The sequence below is a fragment of the Meridianimarinicoccus sp. MJW13 genome (genome assembly GCF_014901205.1).
Classification (GTDB): Bacteria; Pseudomonadota; Alphaproteobacteria; order Rhodobacterales; family Rhodobacteraceae; genus Meridianimarinicoccus.
Genome location: NZ_JACNMU010000010.1, coordinates 102,652 through 124,246 on the forward strand (window position 1 = coordinate 102,652; position 21,595 = coordinate 124,246).

A 21,595-nucleotide genomic window follows, 5' to 3' on the forward strand; every position below is an offset into this window, starting at 1 on the left:
CAACCGGCTGCTGGGGCCGGTATCGGGGGCCGCGCTCATGACGCCACCACGACGCCGGCATCGTCGGCCCAGCCGACGAAGACCCTGTCATCCCAGGTCAGGTCGTCGTTGTCGCGGGTCAGGTTCGATTGGGTCACGCGGACCCGTTTGCCGCTGTCCAGGCGCACCTGAAACACCGATGAGTTGCCCATGTAGGCAATCTCGTCGATGGTGCCGGTCACCTTGTTGCGCAGGTCGCTGAGGTTGGATTTGCTGATCCGTACCTTCTCGGGGCGCACGGCAACGGCAAGTTTCTGACCTTCAACACCGCTGATGCCATGCGGCACAAAGATGTCGGCACCCAGCTCCTTTGACGAAATGACCACGTGGTCCTTGCCGTCCTCGATCACCCGTCCGTCGAAGATGTTCACCGACCCGATGAAATCGGCCACGAAACGCGATTGCGGGTATTCGTAGATCTCGTGCGGGGTGCCGGTCTGAACGATCTGGCCTGCGGTCATGACGCCGATGCGGCTTGAAAGCGTCATCGCCTCTTCCTGATCGTGGGTGACCACGACGAAGGTGACGCCAAGGCTTTCCTGGATCTTGATCAATTCGAACTGGGTTTCCTCGCGCAGCTTCTTGTCCAGCGCGCCCAGAGGTTCGTCCAGCATCAGCAGCTTGGGTTTCTTGACCAGCGACCGGGCCAGTGCCACCCGCTGACGCTGACCACCGGACAGTTGGTGCGGCTTGCGGGCCGCGAACTGGTCCATTTGCACCAGGGACAGCATGTCTGTCACGCGCGTGGCGATCTCGTTTTTCGGCAGGCCGTCGCGTTTCAGTCCATAGGCGATGTTCTTTTCCACCGTCATGTGCGGGAACAGCGCGTAGGACTGGAACATCATGTTGGTGGGGCGGGCATACGGCGGGATGCCGGCCTGATCCTGGCCGTCGACAATGATCTGGCCGGATGTGGGGGTTTCAAACCCCGACAGCATCCGCAGAAGCGTGGACTTGCCGCAGCCGGACCCGCCCAGAAGGCAGAAGATCTCGCCCTTGTAGATATCGAGCGAGACGTTGTCGACGGCCGTGAAGGCGCCGAACTTCTTGGTGACATTCTTGATCTGCAGGAATGGCGTCGCGTTGGGATCGGCCCAAGGCTTCACGTCGGTGGTCGGTCGGCCTTCAGACATGGCAGCCCCCTTGGAATTCTGAAATGAGGTGCCGGAGCCCGGTATGGCAAGCTCCGGCAGATGGCATCACTTGCCGGTCTTGATCGTCGTCCAGGCGCGGGTCAGCGACCGGTCATAGCGCGACGAATGCGGCTTGACCGAGAACAGCTTGGCCCGGATGGCATCCGGAGGATAGATGCCGGGATCGTTCTTCACGTCGTCGATCACGAACTCGGTCGCTGCCGTGTTGGGGTTGGCGTAGTAGACGTAGTTGGTGATGTCCGCCACGATCTTCGGCTCGAGGATGAAGTTGATGAACTTCAGCGCATTCTCGGGGTTGGGGGCATCGTCCGGGATCGCCATCATGTCGAACCCGACCTGACCGCCCTCGGCGGGAATCGCGTAGGTCAGGTTGATCCCCTGACCGGCTTCGCTGGCGCGGTCGCGGGCTTGCAGCACATCGCCGGAATAGCCGACCGTAACGCAGATATCGCCATTGGCCAGGTCGTTGATATACTGCGACGAATGGAAATAGCGGATGTGCGGGCGCACCGACAGCAACAGTTCGGTGGCCTGTTTCAGATCGCCGCTGTCTTCGGAATTCGGGTCAAGGCCGAGATAGTGCAACGCGGGCGCCATGATCTCGGACGGGCTGTCCAGAACCGCAATCCCGCAATCAGCCAGCTTGGCGGCGGTCTCCGGGTCGAAGACCATGTCCCAGCTGCCGATCTTGTCGGCGTCGATGCGCGACGACACTTCGTCGATGTTGTAGCCCAGACCCACGGTGTACATCATGTACGGCACGCCATAGGTGTTGTCCGGATCGTTGACGGCGATGATCTCCAGGATCTTCGGATCGAGGTTGCCGTAGTTGCTGAGCGCCGCCTTGTCGATTTCCGCATAGACACCGGCCTGCGCCTGACGCGCCAAGAATTCGACCGACGGCACCACGACGTCATAGCCGCTGGAGCCGGTCAGCATCTTGGCTTCCAGAACCTCGTTGCTGTCATAGACATCGTAGTTCACCTTGATGCCGGTTGCGGCTTCGAAGTTCGCGATGGTGTCTTCGGCGACATAGTCCGACCAGTGATAGACGTTAAGCTCGCCTTCCGCCAAGGCCGCGCCGGCGGTCAGGGCAAGTGCAGAGCACGTGATTGCAAGGTTCTTCATAGGTTTCCTCCCTGGAATTCTGAAGATTTCGGTGTCTTAAAGTCCCAACTTGTCGCGCGCCGCGTACCACCACGATCCGACCATCGAATAGGGAACGCGGAACATGCGCCCGCCGGGGAAAGGATACCATGGCACGTTCTCGAAGACGTCGAAACGGGTCAGGTCGCCGTCGATGGCTTCGGACAGGATGCGCCCGAACGTGTGCGATCCGGTGACACCGTGGCCGGAATAGCCATGTGCGAAATAGGTGTTGGCACCGATCCGGCCCATCTGCGGCACGCGGCTGAAGGACAGCGCGAAGTTGCCGCTCCAGGCATAGTCGATCTTCACACCCTTCAGTTGCGGGAACACCTTGTCCATGTTGCCACGCAGTTTGGCTTCGATATCGCGCGGGTCGCTGCCGCCGTAGACCGTGCCGCCGCCGAAAAGCAGCCGCTTGTCGCCGGACAGGCGATAGTAATCCAGGATATAGCGGATATCCTCGACACAGACGTCGGTCGGGATCAGCGCATTGGCGCGGTCCTCGCCCAGCGGTTCGGTCGCCATTACCTGCGTTGACACCGGCATCACACGCGATGTCAGCGTCGGGACCACATGGCCGAGATAGGCATTGCCACACAGCACCAGCGTCTTGCAGGTCATCGTGCCCTTGGCGGTTGTCACCACAGGCCGGGCGGCCTCGGTATCGACATCGGTGACCGGGGACATCTCGTAGATCGTGCCGCCCAGCTTTTCAAAGGCCGCCGCTTCGCCCAGGGCCAGGTTCAGCGGGTGCATGTGACCCCCGGAATGGTCGATCAGTCCGCCGGCATAAAGGTCGGAATCGATGTGCTTGCGCAGTTGATCCTTGTCCAGCATCTCCTGGTTCTTGATGCCGTAGCTGGCCCAGAGGTTCATCCGGTCTTCCAGCTCGCGCATATGCGCCTTGGTCAGGCCGGTGAAGATGTTGCCATCTTTCAGATCGCATTGGATGTCATAGGTCTTGACCCGCTCGCGGATAATCTCGCCGCCTTCCTGCACCAGACCGGCGACAAAGGTGGCGGTGTCCTGACCATAGCGTTTCTTGATCGTTTGCAGGCTGGCGTTCAGCCCGTTGACGATCTGGCCGCCATTGCGCCCCGACGCGCCCCAGCCGACGCGGGCGCCTTCGATGATCGCGACCTTGTAGCCTTTTTCAACAAGGTGAAGGCCGGTCGACAGCCCGCTGTAGCCCGCGCCGATGATGCAGACGTCGATCTCGTTGCTGCCGGACAGTTCCGGGCGGTCGGGCGAGGCATTGGCCGACGCCGCGTAGTAGCTTGTGGTATGGCTGCCGTCGCCGGCATAGGGGTGCGCCATCGCGTTCATCACACGACCTCCAGATAAGAGTGAATTTCAAAGTCGGTTACATGGCGCGCGAACCGCTGGAGTTCCTGCGCCTTGCATTCCACCAGCATCTTCTGAAGCCGCTTGGAAAAGACCTGGGGCACGTGCTGCCCGCGCTTGAAGGCATCAATCGCACTGGCCCAGTCCAGCGGCAGATACGGCAGATCGCGCTGGTAGACATCGCCGACGATCGGGTCGGCGGGGACCATCTTCTGTTCGATACCGACAAGCGCGCCGCCAAGAACGCTGGTCAGCATGAGATAGGGGTTGGCGTCCGCGCCCGCGACCCGGTGTTCGATCCGGCGCGCCTTGTGGTTGCCGCCGGGAATACGGATCGCCGCGGTGCGGTTCTCATAGCCCCAAGCGACGCTGGTCGGCGCATGCGCCCCCGGCATCAGGCGACGAAACGAATTCTCGTGCGGTGCGAAGGTCAGGCTGTTTTCCTGCATCGTCGCCAGCAGACCGGCAACGGCATTCAGCATCACGTCGGTGCCCTCTTCGCCGCCGTTGTCAAAGACGTTCTCGCCGGCCTCGTTTACCAGCGAGAAATGCACATGCATGCCGCTGCCGGCCCGGTTGCCATAGGGTTTGGCCATGAAGGTCGCCGCAAAGCCGTGCTTGCGGGCGACGCCGCGCACCAGCCGCTTGAACAGGATCGCATCATCCGCCGCGCGCAGCGGGTCGGCGACATGCATGAGGTTGATCTCGAACTGCCCGGCGCCGTTTTCCGAGATCGCCGCATCGGCGGGAATGCCCTGGGCCGCGCAGGCGTCATAGACATCGTTCAGAAAGCCGTCGAAATGCTGCAACTCGTCGATGGACAGGACGCCATCGGAATCCAGCCGTTTGCCGGTGACCGGCGACAGCGGCGCTTCGGGGCGGTCGCTTGTGGGATCACAGAGATAGAATTCCAGTTCGGTGGCCACCACGGGCGTCAGCCCCAGGGCCTTGTAGCGGTCGACCACGTTCCCCAACGCGCGGCGGGGATCGCCCGCAAACGGCGTGCCGTCCTCTTGCCGCATCCACAGCATCGCCATTGCGGTCGGGCGGTCGGTCCATGTGATCGGCAGAAGGTCACGCCCGGTGAAGTCGCACAGGCCATCGCTGTCGCCGGTTTCGAAGACCAGTTCGCTGCCCTCGATATCCTCGCCCCAGATATCCACGCCGGTGACCGACAGCGGCATCCGGATGCTGCCGTCGATGACCTTGTCGGCCTGATCCACCGGAACCCGTTTGCCGCGCAGGGTGCCGTTCAGATCGCAGACGCAGGCAAAGATCGACTCGATCTCGGGGCGTTCTGCCAGCCATTGGGTCATGTCTTGGTTTGGCATCTTCGGTCCTCGGCGATGGGGCGGGTAATTTGTGATATCATTTATATCTTTTAGATTTCTTTTAGGCCTTGTGTCAACTTTTTTTTCAAATACTATCACAATATGGAATTTCTAAGTGGATAGGGTCATGACCAAGCACCGACAACTGGACGTCCCCGAAATTCCCATGCGGGACGATCTCACCATCCAGGAACATGTCTATGAACGCCTGCGGTATGCGATCATGGTCGGCGCGTTTCCTCCGGGAACCAATCTGACCATGCGCGGCCTGGCCGAAGCGATGGGGCTCAGCCCGACGCCGATCCGCGAGGCGGTGCGTCGGCTGAGTTCGGAACACGCCATCGAAGTGCTGCAGAATCGACGGATGACGGTGCCGGAGATGACGCTAGGACGCTTCGAGGAATTGCTGGCCCTGCGGGTTGCGCTGGAAGTCCACGCGGCAGAGCGATCCCTTCCCTATGTATCTAACATTATTATAGAAAATATGGAATCCATCGACCTGGAGATGGATGCCGCCCTGACCCGAAACGACCTCGACCGGCTGACGATCCTGAACCAGGACTTCCACAGGGCGCTCTACATGACCAACCCGCACCAGGTGTCGATGCCGGTCATCGAAAGTGTGTGGTTGCAGATGGGACCGTTTCAGCGGCAGGTCATCGAGAACGTCAAGGACTACTACAAGGTGGACCGCCACAAGGAGATCCTGGACGCTCTTCGGGCGCGCGATGTGGCGGCACTTGTGATCGCCACCGAAAGCGACATCCGTGAAGGCATGAGCCGCAGCGGGCGCCAGCAACTGACTCAATCCCACCCGGATGGCCACGCGGCCTGATCCAGCGGTGCGGTCGATCGTCGGGTGATTATGCTGCGGTTGCACGGTATATCGCGGCGATACGACGGGGCAGCGTACAGATGCTTGACTTTTTGTGATATCATTAGAATATACGAGATATCATAAAGCTTGAAAGGAGTCGCCCGTGTCTGACCTGTCAAAGATCGACTGGCACGAGAAAGCCGCAGCCCTCAGCATCCGCGGGCAAATGCTGATCGACGGCCAACTGGTGGATGCCGCTTCGGGCAAGACCTTCGCTTCGATCAGCCCGATCGATGGCCGGCACCTCGCGGACGTGGCGTGCGGCGATGTCGAGGATGTCGACAAGGCGGTGTCAGCCGCCCGACGGGCTTTCGAAGATGGCCGCTGGTCCGCGCGTCCGCCGGCCGAGCGCAAGCTGACGCTGCGCCGGTTTGCCGACCTGCTGCGGGCGCACCGCGATGAACTGGCGCTTCTGGAAACCATCGACATGGGCAAGCCGATCGCCGACAGCACCACGATCGATACCCGCGCCGTCGCCAATTGCTTCGACTGGTACGGAGAGGCGATCGACAAGATCTATGATGAGATCGCCCCAACCGCACCGGGCACTGTCGCCATGGTGACCAAGGAACCGCTGGGCGTCGTGGCTGCGGTTGTACCGTGGAACTTCCCGATGGTCATGGCCGCGTGGAAAGTCGCGCCCGCGCTGGCGACCGGGAACTCGGTGATCCTGAAACCGGCCGAACAGTCGTCGCTGTCGGCCATCCGGCTGGCGGAACTGGCGCTGGAAGCCGGCATCCCGCCCGGTGTGTTCAACGTCGTGACCGGCGACGGGCCGGCGGTGGGCCGCGCGCTGGGTCTGCACATGGATGTGGACGGCCTGTTCTTCACCGGCTCGACGCCGGTCGGCAAGTTCTTCATGGAATACTCGGCCCAGTCCAACCTTAAACGGCTTGGCCTGGAACTTGGCGGGAAAAGCCCGAACATCATCCTGTCGAGCTATCGCGACACGGTGCATGCGGCCACGACCTCGGCGCATTCGGCCTTCTTCAATCAGGGCGAGATGTGTACCTGCCCCAGCCGGCTGATTGTCGAACGCGCGATCCACGAGCAGGTCGTCGAAACCCTTGTCGAGATCGCCAAGAGCTATCAGCCGGGCGACCCGCTTGACCCGTCTACCAACATGGGGGCGATGGTGGACGCACGTCACACCGAACGTGTCCTGCAGTTTGTCGACTACGCGGCACAGGATGGTGCCGATCTGGCGACGGGTGGCGCGCGCGTGCGCCAGGAAACCGGTGGGTGCTATATCCAGCCGACGATCTTCGACAACGCGTCCAATGCCATGCGGATCGCGCAGGAGGAAATCTTCGGCCCCATGTTGACGGTGATCCCCGTCGACGGCGTTGACGAAGCCATCAAGGTCGCGAACGACAGTTGCTACGGGCTGGCCTCGGCGGTCTGGACCGACGATCTGTCGACGGCGCACAAGGTGTCGAAGGGCATTCGCGCCGGTCTGGTCTATGTCAACTGCTACGACTGCGATGACCTGACCACACCGTTCGGCGGCTTCAAGGAATCCGGCATCGGGCGGGACAAGTCGCTGCATGCGCTCGACAAGTACGTGGAACTGAAGACCACCTGGATGAACGTTGCCGGCCGGCCCTGAGGGCCGACCGACAACGAGGCTCGGTCTTTCGAGCTGGGGTGTTTTCTGGATGCAAGGGTGCGCGCGTCCCTCAAGGGACAGCGCGAACCCGTCGTGTCAACTCAGTTCCGACCCAGCAGAACGTCCAGCGGCACCGGTGTCGAGATCGTCCACTGGTCCACTTGCGCTGGGGCGCCATCAGTGATCTCGATGATCTGCATTTCCGCCGTGTTCTGGTGGTGAAGCTCGCTGCTGAACGACCGGGGTCCGAAGGCCGTCGGCTCGTTCTGCATCTTCTCAAGCTCTGCCGTGACCTCGGCGCCATCAAGCGTACCGGCCCGTTCCACGGCCTTGGCCCACAGGTCGATCAGGACGTAGCCCGGATAGGCATAGGAGCTTGAAGGCCGCGCGCCTGTCGCCTTTTCATAGGCGAGATTGAAGTCTTCGACTGCGGGGCGCGGATCGTCGCCATAGATCGAACCCTGGACCGGCACCACGAAGCCCGACAGATCCGGCGTTGCATCAAGCCAGTAGGAGCCATCGACCGCCGAGCCGTTGAGGATCAGCGAATTGATGCCTGCAGCCCGGATTTGGCGCACTGCCGAGGCCGCGCCGGGGATATAGGAGCACAGCATGATCACGTCCGGTTCGGTCGGCAGGGCCTTGATCCGGGTGATTTGGCTGGCAATCGAGGCGTCGTCGTTCTTGAAGGTGTCGCGCCCGACGATCTCGGTCCCGTCAAGCTGCGGGAACATCCAGTCAAAGCCGCTGCAGATGCCCTTGTTGTATTCGATGGTGGTGTCCAGCAGCACATAGCCGGTCTTGGCATCGCGCTTGGCGTTGCTCCATTCCGCCATGGTGGCGCCTTGCACCGCAGCCAGCACCGAGCCAGAGAAGGCCAGCGGGCCGACGCCCTGGATCCCGGCCTTCACATCCTCGGCACACAGGAAGAATGACACCATGCCCTCGGCTTCGGCCGAAAGGGCGGCGGGGGCGCCGAAATCATAGTCGCAGCTCACGACCATCATGTCGGCGCCGTCGTCGATCACCTGAAGCCCGGCCTTGGCCGATTGCTGTCGGTCGGTCTTCGTATCGGCCTCGACCCATTGGATCTGCCGCCCGAGCAGCCCGCCGTTGGCGTTGATCTCGTCGATCCGGATCTTGGCGGCGGTGGCCGCGGGTGTGTCGTAGGCTTCCATCCAGCCGGATTTCGCGATTGCGAAACCGATGGTGATGTCGTCGGCCATGGCGGGCAGCGCCAGGGCGGCGACAGCCGATGCAAGTGCAAGTCGTTTCACAGAGATTCTCCTCAGTTGGTGGATTTCGCCCCCACAAGGCGCGATTGACGAAGCCATTGCGGCTTCAATTTGAACTCCTTGCCCGCGGTCAGGCCGTTGGGCCGCACGATCAGAACGACGATCATTGCGATCCCGATCAGGATTTCCTGGCTCCCCGAGGGCAGCGCGAGTTGGGTTTCGTTGATGGAAATGCCCTGCTCGGCCCGCACCAGCAGTTCGATCAGGACCGACAGCAGCAACACACCGACCACGGCGCCCGACAGGCTACCGATGCCGCCGATCACCAGCATCGCCAGCGATATGAAGGTGATGCCAAGGTAGAAACTGTCGGGGTTGAGCACGCCGATGGAGTGGCCCAGCAGCGCGCCGGACACGCCGGTGAAAAAGCCCGAGATCACCAGTGACAGCAGCCGGTGGCGATACATGTTGATGCCGCTGGCCCGCGCGGCGACCTCGTCCTCGCGGGTGGCGCGAAGCGCCAGACCCGAGGCAGAGTTGGCATAGACGTTGGCCGCGACGATGGCAGCCACCGCCCAGCCCAGTGCCACCCAGTGATCGACATAGCGCGGCAGTCCGACGACAGAACTTGTCGCGCCCGTGACCCCTTCCCAGTTGGAATAGACAGTGTTGACGATGGCCAGGAAGGCGAAGGTCGCGATCGAGGCGGCAATGCCCGACAGCCGCAGGATCGCGGCGCCTGACAGAAGTGCGATGAATGCCGCCAAAAGCCCGCCCGCGATGGCCGCCGGCAAGACGTGCCATTGTGCCTGCATCAGCCATTCGGGCAGATCGGGAAGAAACAGCGCCTTGGATTGCGGCTTCAGTGTCAGCCAGGCCGAACAATAGGCACCGATTGCCATATACCCGGCATGGCCAAAGCTGATCACGCCGGAGTTGCCGACGAAGATCCACAGCGAAACAACCAGCGTCACCCGAACCAGCGTTTCGGCAGCGGTTCGCGCCAGCGATCGGTCTCCGAAGACCGCGACCAGAACGACAAGCCCCACAAGCAGCACGGCAAGGATGAGCGGCGTGGAATAGGACGCCAGGCGGTTGGTTGCGTGTTGCGATCGCATGTCAGACCCTCGGTTTTGCAGATGCGGGAACGAACAGTCCCTGCGGGCGTACCAGCAGGCAGACGATCACCAGCGTGTAGAGAAAGGCGTCGCGGAAGGGCCGCGCTTCAAGCGGCAGCCAGGCCTGCAGCACCACCGAAACGATGCCCACCAGGAACCCCGCCGCCACCGCCCCCGGAAGCGAGCCAAGCCCGCCAAGGACCGTGGCGATGAAGGCCACCAGCATGATCTGGCCGCCCATCCGCACATCGGCCACGCCGGTCTGCGTCACCATGATCAGGGCCACGGCTGCGGCCAGTGCGCCGGACAGGGCAAAGGCACCGGTGATCACCCGGTTGGCCCGCACGCCCAGAAGCCGCGCCATGGTGAAATTCTCTGCCGCGGCGCGCATTTCCAGCCCGATCCGGGACTTCTTGAGCAACAGCGCCAAGCCGGTCACCACCAGCAGCGTCGACAGGATGACGATCAGTTGCAGCAGCGGTACGCTGGCCCCGGCGATATCGACCGGAGTATTCAGTCCCGGCCAGAGGCTGACCGCCTTGGGGCGTCCGCCGTAGGTGGCAAGCAGCGCGTTGCGGATCACGAACCCCAGCGCAAACGAGGCGATCATCATCGCCACCGGATCGGCCTTCCGCAAATGCCGGAAGACGACATATTCGCTGGCCACCGCAATGGCCGCGCCCAGGCCAAGGATCACCGGGATCAGGATCAGGGCCGGGGCCTTGCCCAGGAACATCACCGCCACCGCATCGGTCGATGGCACGATCAGCGCGAAAACGCAGAAGGCGATGTATTCGCCGTGGGCGAAGTTCACCAGTTTCATCACGCCGAAGATCAGCGCGATCCCCAGTGCGGCCATGGCGTACAAGCCGCCAAGCGAGGCGGCATCGAAGAAAAGCTGAGCCAGGTTGCTCATGTCGCGGTCTCCGTCTTTTCCGGGGATTGGCCGAAATAGGCTGCGGCCAGCGCGTCGCGATCGACCATGTCGGCGGCATTGCCTTCGCCCACGATCCGCCCGCCGCGCATCAGCACCATGCGTCCGCCCACCCGCGCGGCGCGCAGCGAGCTTTGCTCGACAATCAACAGCGTCAGACCGCGGTCCTCTTGCAGGGTGCAGAGCGTGTCATAGACCTGGTCCACGATCTTCGGCGCCAGCCCAAGGGACGGTTCGTCCACCATGATCAGCTTGGGGTTGGTCATCAGGGCGCGCCCGATGGCCAGCATCTGTTGCTGCCCGCCCGAAAGCGCCCCTGCCGCTGCGGCGCGCCGTTCGCCCAGGATCGGGAAGTTCGCATAGATTTCGGCGATGTCCTCTTCCACCGCCTCTGCATCGCGGCGCAGACCGGTCCCGACCCGCAGGTTTTCCTCGACGGTCAGGCTGCCGAAGATGTCGCGCCCCTCGGGCACCATGGATATTCCCAGCCGGGCGATGGCCTCGGGGGGGCGTCCGGTTAGCAGATCGCCGTCCAGTTCAATCCGGCCATGGCTTGTTGCCGCCGCGCCGCTGATGGCCTTGAGGAGAGACGACTTGCCAGCCCCGTTGGGGCCCGAGACAAAGACGCGCTCGCCTTCGTCCACATGCAGTGTCAGATCGTTGACCGCCGGCACCTTGCCATAGCGGACGGCGATATCGAAAACACCCAGCTTCGACATCACGCGGCCTCCTGATCGGCGCCGAAATACGCATCGCGCACTTTTTGGCTGGCGGTGATCACGTCGCGGTCACCCGTCTCGATCACCTGCCCGGCGTCGAGCACGTAGATATGTGAACTCACCGACAGGACCAGCCCGACATTGTGTTCGATCAGCAAGACCCCGGTGCCCAACTCGCCGGCCACCCGTGCGATCAGCGCGGCCAGATCCTCGGCTTCGGCCTCGGACATGCCCGCGGCAGGCTCGTCAAGCAGCAGAAAGGCCGGGCCGAACATCAGCGAGCGTGCGATGCCCACCCTGCGTTCATCGGTATAGGGCAGCCCGGCGGCGGGCTTCTCGGCCAGATCGGCCACGCCCATCCAGTTCAGCACCCGCATCGCCTCGACCTCCGAGGCGTGCCGGCTGTGCCCCAGCCCCACCCCGGTCACCGCAAGGTTGTCGAGCACGTCGAGGCCGGTGAACAGACGCCCGGCCTGGAAGGTCCGCGCCACTCCTTCGCGGCGCAGCTCATGTGCGGGATGCGCGGTAACATCCCGGTCCTCCAGCAGGATGCGCCCCTCGGTTGGCGGCTGGAACCCGGTCAGCACATTGACCAGCGTTGTCTTGCCGGCGCCGTTCGGGCCGATCAGCCCATGAACCGCGCCCGGGGTTACGGAAAGCGTCACATCGGTGAGGGCTTTGAACCCGCCGAATGCCACCGTCACCCCGGTCGCCGCCAGGGAGGAACCGTTGTTGCCGCCCGTCCGCACCGCTTACGCCTCGGCCATTTCTTCGGCGGAAGCCGCACGGGTTGCCGGCGCATCTGCCGTCAGGACATAGGTGCCGGTCTCGTGCAGGTTCACCGTCCAGCCCGGCTCAACGACAATCGTGGTGGTCACTTCCTCGATCACCGCAGGGCCTTGCAGCACATCCCCGGCGCCCAGTGCCGAGCCGTCGTAGACCGGCGTCTTGCGGGCCACGCCATCGGCGCTGAACACCATTTCGCGATGGGATTTTACGGCCGAGTCCGATCCGTTTCCTGCGCCGATGTGCATCCGCTCGGGCTTGTCGACCTTGCCGGTGATGGCGCTTTCGACGTTCACCACCTCGACCGCGTTGTGCGGCTCGTCATAGGTGTAAAGCTCCCGGTGACGCGCATGGAACGCGGTCTTGATGTCTTCCAGGGTGGCTTCGGTCACCGCGAAGGGGCCGATTTCCACCGTGCATTCATGCACCTGACCGACGTAACGCATGTCGAGCGTGCGGTGGATCGTGATGTCGCTTTCGCCGAACCCGTCACCGGCAAGATCCTCCCGTCCGCGCGTCTCAAGCCCGTTGAAGAGCCCGTCCAGCGTCTTCGCCGCCTCTGCACCCTGAAGCCGCAGGGGCGCAGGGGCCATGTAGTTGTACTTCACGTCCGAAATGATCTGCCCGTAGGCGCAAAGCCCCGAGGCGAGTTTGGAGATCAGCACCTTGGAAATGCCCATCTCGCGCGCCAGCGCCGTGATATGTGCGCCGGTTGCGCCGCCCGCCCCCATGAGCACGAAATCGCGCGGGTCATAGCCGCGTTCGACCGATACCCGCCGGATCGCGTTCACCATGTTGTTGTTGACGATGGTGAACATGCCGTAAGCGGCCGTTTCCACGCTGATCCCCAGCGGATCGGCCAGATGCGCCTTGATGGCCCCGCGCGCCTTTTCAAGATCAAGCGGCAACCGCCCGCCGACTAGGCCGTCGGCGTTCAGATAGCCCAACACAAGGTTGGCATCGGTCGTCGTCGGCCGGTCGCCCCCCTGGCCATAGCAGGCCGGGCCGGGTTCGGAACCGGCGGATTGCGGCCCCATCTGCATCAGACCCATCTCGTCGATCCACCCGATCGAGCCACCACCCGCGCCCAGGGTTTCCACCTGGATCATCGGAATGCCGATGCGGTAGCGCAGGAAGTCGATGTTCTTGTTGACGTTGGCCTTGCCGTCCTTGGTCAGCGTGATGTCAAACGACGTGCCGCCCATGTCGCAGGTGATGATGTTCTCATCGCCCCAGGGTTTCGCAACATCCAGCGCCGCCTGCGGTGCCGAAGCCGGGCCGGAGTTGATTGCGTATACCGACTGATCGGTCACCACCCTGCCAAGCGCCAGGCCGCCGTTAGACTGGAAATAGCGGACCGGGTGCTTCGATCCGAGTTCCTGGAAATAGGCGTCGATCGCTTCGACATAGCGTTGCAGGATCGGTGCCAGGTAGGCGTTCACGATGGCGGTCGAGGTGCGGGTGTATTCCCGCACCTGCGGATAAAGCTGGCTGCCCACGGTCAGACGCACATCCGGCATCATCTCGCGCACGATTTCGGCGGCACGCATTTCGTGCTCGGGGTGCAGCACCGACCAGACGAAACTGATCGCCACCGATTCCACGCCTTCGGCCAGGAAATAGCGGCAGGCATCACGCACATCGTCTTCGTTCATCGGTGTGCGCACCGATCCGTCCGAGATCACCCGCTCGCGGATTCCCTTCCGCAGGTGGCGCGGCACCAGCATTGTGGCGGGCGGATACTCGGGGTCGTAACGATACCCGTCTTCCTTGTGCCCCAGCCGGATTTCAATCGAATCCGCGTGACCCTGGGTGGCGATCAGGCCGGTCTTGGCCCCGGTATGGGTGATCAGCGCATTGAGACCCACGGTGGTCCCGTTGATGCAGAGATCCGAGTTCGACACGATCTCTTCGGCGCTCAGACCGGTTTCTTCCGCGATCAGGGCCAGCCCGTTGCGGATGGCCTTGGTGGGTTCGGTAGGGGTCGAGAGCACCTTGAAGATCTGCACCGCGCCACCCGACTCCGCGAGGATGAAATCGGTGAAAGTGCCGCCGGCGTCGATGCCCAGACGATATTTGCTACGCATGAGGATAATCCTTTTGTGTCAGAAGCTTCAGGCCGCCGAGCGGGCCTTGGCCGTGGCGGCTTCGTCCACGGTCAGCGTTTCGGGGTCGGCGATGACCACGCCGTAGTCGAGCCTTGCGCCCTCGATCGAGACGAGCCCGTTGCGGATATCGGACACCACCTTCTGCACCTCGCGTTCGAACGGGTTGCCATAGCCCCCGCCGCCGGGGTTGAGGTTGGCGGCCCGTTCGCCGGGGCGGATGGTTTCGATGACGTTGTCGGTGATGATCCGGGTCTCGCCCTCGCGGGTCAGTTCCAGACGGCCGACCTTCTTTTCGACCATCGCGGATTTCGCCCCGGCAGCGCCCATCGCCGGAATGCGGCGGCCTTCGCCGAATGTGATCAGCGTCATGTCGCGGTCGAGCGGTTCCACTTCCCAACGGGTGCCGGATCCTCCGCGGAACTTTCCCGCGCCGCCGCTGTCGGTCATCAGGCCGTATTCATGGATGATGATAGGGTAGGAATGCTCCAGCATCTCGATATCGCCCGAGGTCAGGGCCCCGAAGCAGCACTCCGGTCCGCAGGCGTGCCAGCCGTCCTGGCTTGCCGTGGCGCCGGCGCCCGAGATGATCGAGGCCAGAACCATGGTCACGTATTCCTCGTCGTGGCGGGTGTCCCAACCGGCGATGTTGCAACCGTTCGCATGGCCCCAGGATGCCGACACCTTGTCCGGCGCGGCCTGTTCGAAGGCCAGCCGCACCGCGTCGGTCAGTGTTTCCATCGGTGTGGTGGTACAGTTCATGTGCGGCGCGGGGGGCTTGGCGTTGCACAGCGTGCCCCTTGGCCCCATGTCCACCGTCACGTTGCGGTAAAGCCCTTCGTTGTAGGGCGGCGGCAACTGCGCGAACATCATCAGCCCGAGGTAGACGCCAGAGTAGGAATTGCCCTCGTAGGAGTTGATGAAATAGGGGATCTGCGGCGGGCTTTCGATCTCGATATGGCAGGTCTCGCCCTTGATCGTGACCGTTGCGGTGATGTCGAAGTCGCCAAAGCCGTGGCCCGCGTCTTCCAGCACGGCCGTGCCCGAATAGGTCCCGTCCGGCACCTTGGCGATCAGGCCCGACATGTGACGGTTGGCCATCGACAGAAGCTCTTCGATGCAGTCCTGAACGACCTCCTTGCCGTATTTGTCCAGAAGGGCAATCAGGTTGCGCGCGCCGACCTGGCAGGCGCCGATCAGGGCGTTGAAATCGCCCTCCTGGTCGCGGCGCGCCCGCATGTTGGTAAGCAACAGGTTCAGAACGTCGTTGCGCGGCGCGCCCTTGTCCCAGATCTTCACCGGGGGAATGCGCAGGCCTTCGGCGAAAATTTCCTTGGCCTCGGGGTTGTAGCCCGCGGGAACCGGTCCCCCGATGTCGGTCAGGTGGCCCTTGCAGACGGTCCAGAACACCAGTTCGCCGTGATAGAACACCGGGTAGTACATGCAGGTGTCGATGATGTGCGACCCGGCATAGTCGGGGTCGTTGTGCAGGATCAGGTCGCCTTCGTTGATGTCGCCTTCAAAGAACTTGTCGACCGCCTTCATCGCCGGAATGAGCGATCCCAGGTGGATCGGAATGTCCTGACCCTGCAGGATCATTTCGGGCGTGTGGTTGAACAGCGCCGTGGAATAATCGTGCGCCAGGTTGAAGACCGAGCTGCGCGCGGTCTTTTCAAGCGCCATCGTCATCTCGCGCTGGGTGGTTTCAAGAACGCCTCTCACCACTGAAAGCGTGATCGGGTCGACTTGTCGTTCTGCCATGATTTCCGGTCCTCTGCTTGGGTGCAGATCGGCGCCATACGGGGGGGCAAACAGACCCTTCCGATCCGGCGCGCTCCTCCTGCACGTCGATCTGCCAAACAGGTTTGCCGGGATCGCGATTCCGGTCTTGACGATCCGCGCACAACGACTTGGCGCACGGCGCAGGAAAATTTGTCAGCCCGTGCAGGATGAGTTGACGCAGAGCGCACAACGCCTGTTTTTCTTTTGGTGAACCGGGTTCCGTGACGTAAGAAGTCGAAGGGGGGAGATTTTCATGACAGCTGCGTTCCGCTTTTCAACCGGTGCGACAGAGCCGCAGCATCGTTCCAGCAAATGGAACCAGGTGGTGTCGGAAGCCTATTTTCCGCTGGAACTGCAGTTCCGCGATCCGGTGCGATTCAACGGCGAACTGGCCCGGGCCAGACTTGGCCATGTGGGCCTGTCCCGGCTGACCTCGGACCCGGCGAATTACGAGCGTCGCCGTTCGCACATTCGTGACGCACAGGATGAGGAATACCTCATCACCATGCCACGCGCCACGTCGGTCGAATTTCGGCAGTTGGGCCGTGACGTGCGCTGCGATCCCGGCGGCTTCATCATCGAACGCGGCGACGAACCCTATCGCTTTCTCTATGAACGGCCCAACGATCTTTATGTCCTGAAGGTCAGCCGCAAGGCGCTGGCCGAACGGGTGCGGCAGCCGGATCGATTCTGTGCCCGCGTGATCGACGCCACCACCGGAACGGCGGGTCTGTTTGCGACCATGGTCAGCCAGGCACAGAGCCAGATCGACGATCTGACACCGGATGCGCGCGAAACCATCGGCCGCCAGTTGCTGGAACTGCTGGGTCTTGCGCTCAACGACGCGTCGAACGCCTGTGAAAGCGGCTATTCCTCGGTGCGCGCCGCGCATATCGCGCGGGTCGAGAAATTCATCCGGGCCAACCTGAAAGACCCCAATCTTTCCCCGGATCGCATCGCCGATGCCTGCGGCATCTCAAAGCGCTACCTGCATGACCTGTTCAAGGATGTGAACGGCACGGTCAGCCAGCAGATCCGCGATCAGCGGCTGGTGGTGGCGCGTGACCGGCTTCAGGCGTCACGCGATCTGTCGATTTCCGAAGTTGCCTACCGGTTCGGTTTCGCCGACCAGGCGCAGTTCTCGCGGCTGTTCAAGGCCAAGTTCAAGACCACGCCGTCGGAGTTCCAGCGCAACGCCTTCCAGCATCCCGGTTGATCTCGCAGCCACGCGACCCATCCTTGCGCTGCAACGGCTTGTGACAAGCGGTTGCCGGGCCATGCGTTCGGAACGGATGTCGCGCTGCGAAGGCCGTCAGACCCCTTTGACGATCACCCGGCTGTTCGGGCGCAGGCGGGGCAACAGCCAGCGCAGATCATCGCGGGCAAAGGCCACGCAGCCCTCGGTCGGATGCCGGGGCTTGCGCCACTGGTGCAGGAAGATCGCCGAACCGTGCCCCGGCGTCGCCTCGGGCCAGTTCCAGTCGGTCAGCAGCACCGCATCATACAAGGGATCGGTGCGGCGCAGGCATTCATGGCTGGCGGCGTAGGGTGCGCGCACCAGCGTGTTGTAGGCCGCGTCGTGCAGGTCGTCCGACCACAGGTCGCCGGGCCGGATCGGGACGGCCCAGGCGGCGGGCCGGATCATCCGGTCCGGCCGGTAGAGCAGCCCGACAATGCGGTGTGTCCCGCGCGGCGTGGCGCCGTCGCCTTCGCGCTTGGCCGCGCTCAGCCCGCCCTTGCCGATGGCACAGGGCAGGCGGCGCCCGGCAAGTCGCGCGCCCCAGCGGGTAACGACCAGATCGTCAGGGTTCACAGAAGATGTCCGGATTTCGCGGCCTTGGTGTCCAGATAGGCGGCGTTATGGGCACCGCGTCCAACCTGCAACGGCACCCGCTCCACCACCGCGATGCCGCAGTTTTCCAGCATGGCAACCTTGCGCGGGTTGTTGGTCAGCAGCCGGGCCTGTTTGAACCCCAGACGTTTCAGCAGGGCGGCACCGATGCGGAAATCACGCTCGTCATCCTCGAACCCCAGCCGGTGATTGGCCTGCACCGTGTCGAACCCCTGGTCCTGAAGCGAATAGGCGCGCATCTTGTTGGCCAGCCCGATGCCGCGACCCTCCTGGTTCAGGTAGAGCAGCACGCCCGCGCCCTCGACCCCCATCTGCGCCAGCGCGCCGCGCAACTGCGGCCCGCAATCGCATTTCAGCGAGCCCAGAACATCGCCGGTGAAGCAGGCCGAATGCAGCCGCGCCAGCACCGGCTTGTCGCGGTCGGGCTTGCCGATCTCGATGGCGTAATGCTCCTCGCCGCCATCCTCGGGGCGGAAGATGTGCAACCGGCCAGCCTCGGCTGCCGCCATCGGCAGGCGGGCATGAACCACCGGATGCTGCGGGCTGCTTTCCAGCGCGGCTTGCGAAACCGCCGCCACCGGCAGGGCGGTCAGCCCGGCATTGGCGGCCAGCACGGCGGCGTGCTCCAGTTCCACCACCACGGCGGCGGGCAGAAGCTGAGCCTCCTTGCACAGGCGCAAGGCAGCGCGGGCGAAGGCGGCGTCCCCTTCGCGGCGGCTTTTCAGCGGGCCTTTCATCGGCATCGCCAGATCGTCGGCGGGATCGGCCAGCGCCTGGATCCAGTCCAGCCCCAGCGTTTCGGGCAACTCCACCCGCGCCAGATCGCCGTCATAGGCGCGGGCTTTCAGGGTCTCGGCCCGCCGCGCGGTCAGCGCCACGACCGGTGTTCCCAGCTTGCGCGCCGCTGAAAGCCGCGCGCCATTCAGGGTTTCGGCTGAAAGAACCAGCGCGCCAAGCCCATCGGGCTGTAACAATACGACCCCGACGCCCATGCGCAGATCAGCCCGCGCACGGGCCATCAATTCCCGGCTATCTGGTGCCAGTGTCACGATAATTGTCCTTTGCCGCCGCTTCGGGGATCGGTTGAAACATGGCTCGCGGGGCGACACGTCCCTGTGAGACCAGTGTTGCATATCTTGTCGCAGAGGGGGCGGAGGCGCAACATGAGACCAAGACGAAGGAGGGCGACGCAATGGGCGTTTTGAAAAAGATCCTGCTGGTGGACGACGATGATGACCTGCGTGAGGCACTGTCCGAACAGCTTGTGATGACTGAAGAATTCGACGTGTTCGAAGCTGCCAACGGGCAGGAAGGCCTGAGCCGCGCCAAGGAAGCACCCTACGATCTTGTGATCCTGGACGTGGGTCTGCCGGACACCGACGGGCGCGAATTGTGCCGGGTGATGCGCAAGCAGGGGGTGAAATGCCCGGTGCTGATGCTCACCGGCCATGACAGCGATGCCGACACCATCCTGGGGCTGGATGCCGGGGCCAACGACTATGTGACCAAGCCGTTCAAGTTTCCGGTCCTTCTGGCCCGTATCCGCGCCCAGCTGCGTCAGCACGAGCAAAGCGAAGACGCGGTGTTCCAGTTGGGGCCGTACACCTTCAAGCCGTCGATGAAGATGCTGATCGACGAGACCGATCGCAAGATCCGTCTGACCGAGAAGGAAACCAACATTCTGAAATTCCTGTATCGCGCCACCGACGGCGTGGTCGCCCGTGATGTGCTGCTGCACGAGGTCTGGGGCTACAATGCCGGGGTGACGACGCATACGCTGGAAACCCACATCTACCGCCTGCGGCAGAAGATCGAACCCGACCCCTCGAACGCGCGGCTGCTGGTGACCGAAAGCGGTGGCTACCGGTTGGTGGCCTGATCCATCCCCGCGCCGGGGTTGCGGCGCACCTCCCTGAAAGACTGGCCCGGGGTGTTCCCGGGCCTTTTTTCGGGGCGGAAACAGTAACACCTAGGCGAAACCTGCGCCGGAGACGTCATGAACATCCTTGTCACGGGCGCCTCGGGCAATGTCGGGCGCGAGGTGGTTTGCCAATTGCAAGCGGCGGGCCATCAGGTGTTTGCCGGACAGCGGCAGCTCGCAAGGACGCGCCAAGATGGTGTCACGCCGGTTCAGGTCGATTTCGAAGCAGGCATCGGACCCGCCCCCGGATTTGACGCCATCTTCCTGATGCGGCCGCCGCATCTGACCGATCCGGATCTGTTCGAGACCTTCCTGCAACCGCACGACCGCAAGACCCGGGTCGTGTTCCTGTCGGTGCAGGGCGCGGGCGAGAAATCCTATCTGCCCCATGCCAAGATCGAAAAGCGTATTGCCGGGATGGGGTTCGACCATGTTTTCCTGCGCCCCAGCTATTTCATGGACAACCTGCTCACGACCCTTTGGCCAGAGCTGGAGAAGAACCGCCGCATCTATCTGCCCGCGGGCAGGCTGGAACTGGACTGGATCTCGGTCCGCGACGTCGCCACGGTGGCTGGTGCGGTGCTGACTGGGGCTGTTTCTGAACCCGCGATCACCATCTGTACTGGTCGAGCCACCGGGTTTGACGCGGTCTGCCAGACCCTCAATCGCGTTGCCGGGGCGCAGGTGTCCTATCAACCGGCCAGCTTGCCTGGCTTCGTGCGCTACAGCCGCAAGACCGGGATGCGTTGGCCCTTCATCGGGGTGATGCTGCTGCTGCATTTCCTGCCGCGTTTCGGCCGGCAGAGGCTGGACGATCCCGGACCGACGCAAGCTGTTCTGGGCCGCCCGCCGGAAACGCTGGAAGCGTTCGTGGCACGTCACGAAAACCGGTTCGCCACCTTGCGCCAGGACTGACTGTCATCTGTGCTGGCGGGGCTTTTCCGACAGGCGCTGCGCGGCCCGTTCGCCAAGATCGGCGATCAGCGATGTCAGCCGCGCCTGCGCGTCGGCCATCTCTTCTTCACTCATCCGCTTGGGCGGGGTGAAACCGTCACCCACCGCCAGCACACCGCGCCCGAAGGGCAGGGGCACGACAAAGCGGTCCCATGTGCCCAGCCGAAACTTGCGCGTGACCTCATAAGTGCAGGGCGCGGCCTGTACCCCGGCCAGCCCGGCAATGACCAGCGCGCCGGGCTTGGCCTCTTCCGGCGGGCCGAAGGGGCCATCGACGGTGATGCCCAGCGACCGGCCCTTGCGCAGGCATTTGACCGCGTGCTTGATCGCGCCGGTGTTGTCGCCCGAGGTGGCCAGTTCGATCACCTCGACCCCGCGCTGGCGCAGGTTCTCGCTGGCAATCTGGGCATCGGCATGGCCCGAGGCCATCACCGTCAACGGATGATCGGACCAGTCGCGCAGGTAGGGGGTGAACACCAGCCGCGAGTGCCAGCAGCACAGCACACGAGGCACGCCGCGGGCGATGTCGGCCTCGTAGGATTCGAACCCCAGCTTCTGCCACCGCGTGGTGCGGAAGACGAAATTCACATAGGCCGAGAACAGCGATTGCAGCGCGCCCTGCACCCGGCGGCTTTTCTGAAAGCGGACTTCGAACCGCCGCCATTGCTTTTTCAGGTTGTTCACGG

Annotated in this window: 19 protein-coding genes; 5 read left to right on the top strand and 14 right to left on the bottom strand. The window is 63.3% G+C overall.

Going from position 1 to position 21,595, the window contains the following annotated elements:
- Positions 1-35: 35 nt before the first annotated feature.
- From H8B03_RS17220 to H8B03_RS17235, 4 genes are all read right to left on the bottom strand, one after another.
- Positions 36-1,172 carry an ABC transporter ATP-binding protein gene (locus H8B03_RS17220; protein WP_193143138.1) on the bottom strand — a complete coding sequence of 379 codons (1,137 nt, stop codon included), beginning with the start codon at positions 1,170-1,172 and terminating at the stop codon, positions 36-38.
- 66 nt (positions 1,173-1,238) lie between these two features.
- On the bottom strand, positions 1,239-2,321 hold the full coding sequence (locus H8B03_RS17225; RefSeq protein WP_193143139.1) for a polyamine ABC transporter substrate-binding protein: 1,083 nt from the start codon (positions 2,319-2,321) through the stop codon (positions 1,239-1,241).
- Positions 2,322-2,357: 36 nt separating this feature from the next.
- A complete protein-coding gene (locus tag H8B03_RS17230; RefSeq protein ID WP_193143140.1) occupies positions 2,358-3,668 on the bottom strand; it encodes an FAD-binding oxidoreductase in 1,311 nt (436 codons plus the stop codon).
- Positions 3,668-5,017, bottom strand: a complete 1,350-nt coding sequence (locus H8B03_RS17235; protein ID WP_193143141.1) for a glutamine synthetase family protein — start codon at positions 5,015-5,017, stop codon at positions 3,668-3,670. Before H8B03_RS17235 ends, H8B03_RS17230 begins: the two co-directional genes overlap by 1 nt.
- A gap of 127 nt (positions 5,018-5,144) precedes the next feature.
- Between H8B03_RS17235 and H8B03_RS17240 the strand changes: the two genes are divergently transcribed.
- On the top strand, positions 5,145-5,852 hold the full coding sequence (locus H8B03_RS17240) for a GntR family transcriptional regulator (protein WP_193143142.1): 708 nt from the start codon (positions 5,145-5,147) through the stop codon (positions 5,850-5,852).
- 145 nt (positions 5,853-5,997) lie between these two features.
- A complete protein-coding gene (locus tag H8B03_RS17245; protein ID WP_394355484.1) occupies positions 5,998-7,503 on the top strand; it encodes an aldehyde dehydrogenase in 1,506 nt (501 codons plus the stop codon).
- Between the two features lie 101 nt (positions 7,504-7,604).
- Here H8B03_RS17245 and H8B03_RS17250 read toward each other — a convergent pair whose 3' ends face one another.
- From H8B03_RS17250 to H8B03_RS17280, 7 genes are read right to left on the bottom strand one after another with little or no spacing between them, the layout of a single operon-like run.
- Positions 7,605-8,780, bottom strand: coding sequence for an ABC transporter substrate-binding protein (locus H8B03_RS17250; protein WP_319022498.1), 1,176 nt, complete (start codon positions 8,778-8,780; stop codon positions 7,605-7,607).
- Between the two features lie 11 nt (positions 8,781-8,791).
- Positions 8,792-9,856 carry a branched-chain amino acid ABC transporter permease gene (locus H8B03_RS17255; RefSeq protein ID WP_193143143.1) on the bottom strand — a complete coding sequence of 355 codons (1,065 nt, stop codon included), beginning with the start codon at positions 9,854-9,856 and terminating at the stop codon, positions 8,792-8,794.
- A gap of 1 nt (position 9,857) precedes the next feature.
- Complete coding sequence (locus tag H8B03_RS17260) at positions 9,858-10,772, bottom strand: branched-chain amino acid ABC transporter permease (protein WP_193143144.1); 915 nt, start codon at positions 10,770-10,772, stop codon at positions 9,858-9,860.
- Complete coding sequence (locus H8B03_RS17265) at positions 10,769-11,509, bottom strand: ABC transporter ATP-binding protein (RefSeq protein ID WP_193143145.1); 741 nt, start codon at positions 11,507-11,509, stop codon at positions 10,769-10,771. Before H8B03_RS17265 ends, H8B03_RS17260 begins: the two co-directional genes overlap by 4 nt.
- Complete coding sequence (locus H8B03_RS17270; protein WP_319022499.1) at positions 11,509-12,213, bottom strand: ABC transporter ATP-binding protein; 705 nt, start codon at positions 12,211-12,213, stop codon at positions 11,509-11,511. The genes H8B03_RS17265 and H8B03_RS17270 overlap by 1 nt, the downstream gene beginning before the upstream one ends.
- A gap of 48 nt (positions 12,214-12,261) precedes the next feature.
- Complete coding sequence (locus H8B03_RS17275; RefSeq protein ID WP_193143147.1) at positions 12,262-14,382, bottom strand: hydantoinase/oxoprolinase family protein; 2,121 nt, start codon at positions 14,380-14,382, stop codon at positions 12,262-12,264.
- A gap of 27 nt (positions 14,383-14,409) precedes the next feature.
- Positions 14,410-16,161: a hydantoinase B/oxoprolinase family protein gene (locus H8B03_RS17280; RefSeq protein WP_193143148.1), complete on the bottom strand. Its 1,752-nt coding sequence runs from the start codon at positions 16,159-16,161 to the stop codon at positions 14,410-14,412.
- A 274-nt stretch (positions 16,162-16,435) separates the two neighbouring features.
- Here H8B03_RS17280 and H8B03_RS17285 point away from each other — a divergent pair, with 274 nt between their 5' ends.
- The gene (locus H8B03_RS17285) at positions 16,436-17,398 is read left to right on the top strand and encodes a helix-turn-helix domain-containing protein (RefSeq protein ID WP_193143149.1); all 963 of its coding nucleotides are present in this window, start codon (positions 16,436-16,438) and stop codon (positions 17,396-17,398) included.
- Between the two features lie 96 nt (positions 17,399-17,494).
- Here H8B03_RS17285 and H8B03_RS17290 read toward each other — a convergent pair whose 3' ends face one another.
- Positions 17,495-17,995, bottom strand: coding sequence for a L,D-transpeptidase (locus H8B03_RS17290; RefSeq protein ID WP_193143150.1), 501 nt, complete (start codon positions 17,993-17,995; stop codon positions 17,495-17,497).
- On the bottom strand, positions 17,992-19,083 hold the full coding sequence (ribA, locus tag H8B03_RS17295) for a GTP cyclohydrolase II (protein ID WP_319022500.1): 1,092 nt from the start codon (positions 19,081-19,083) through the stop codon (positions 17,992-17,994). The genes H8B03_RS17290 and ribA overlap by 4 nt, the downstream gene beginning before the upstream one ends.
- Before the next feature lie 143 nt (positions 19,084-19,226).
- Here ribA and H8B03_RS17300 point away from each other — a divergent pair, with 143 nt between their 5' ends.
- The gene (locus H8B03_RS17300) at positions 19,227-19,913 is read left to right on the top strand and encodes a response regulator transcription factor (protein ID WP_193143152.1); all 687 of its coding nucleotides are present in this window, start codon (positions 19,227-19,229) and stop codon (positions 19,911-19,913) included.
- A 117-nt stretch (positions 19,914-20,030) separates the two neighbouring features.
- A complete protein-coding gene (locus H8B03_RS17305) occupies positions 20,031-20,870 on the top strand; it encodes a hypothetical protein (RefSeq protein WP_193143153.1) in 840 nt (279 codons plus the stop codon).
- Positions 20,871-20,873: 3 nt separating this feature from the next.
- On the opposite strand, the gene H8B03_RS17310 is transcribed toward H8B03_RS17305, so the two are convergent.
- Positions 20,874-21,593, bottom strand: a complete 720-nt coding sequence (locus H8B03_RS17310; RefSeq protein WP_193143154.1) for a lysophospholipid acyltransferase family protein — start codon at positions 21,591-21,593, stop codon at positions 20,874-20,876.
- Positions 21,594-21,595: the final 2 nt, after the last annotated feature.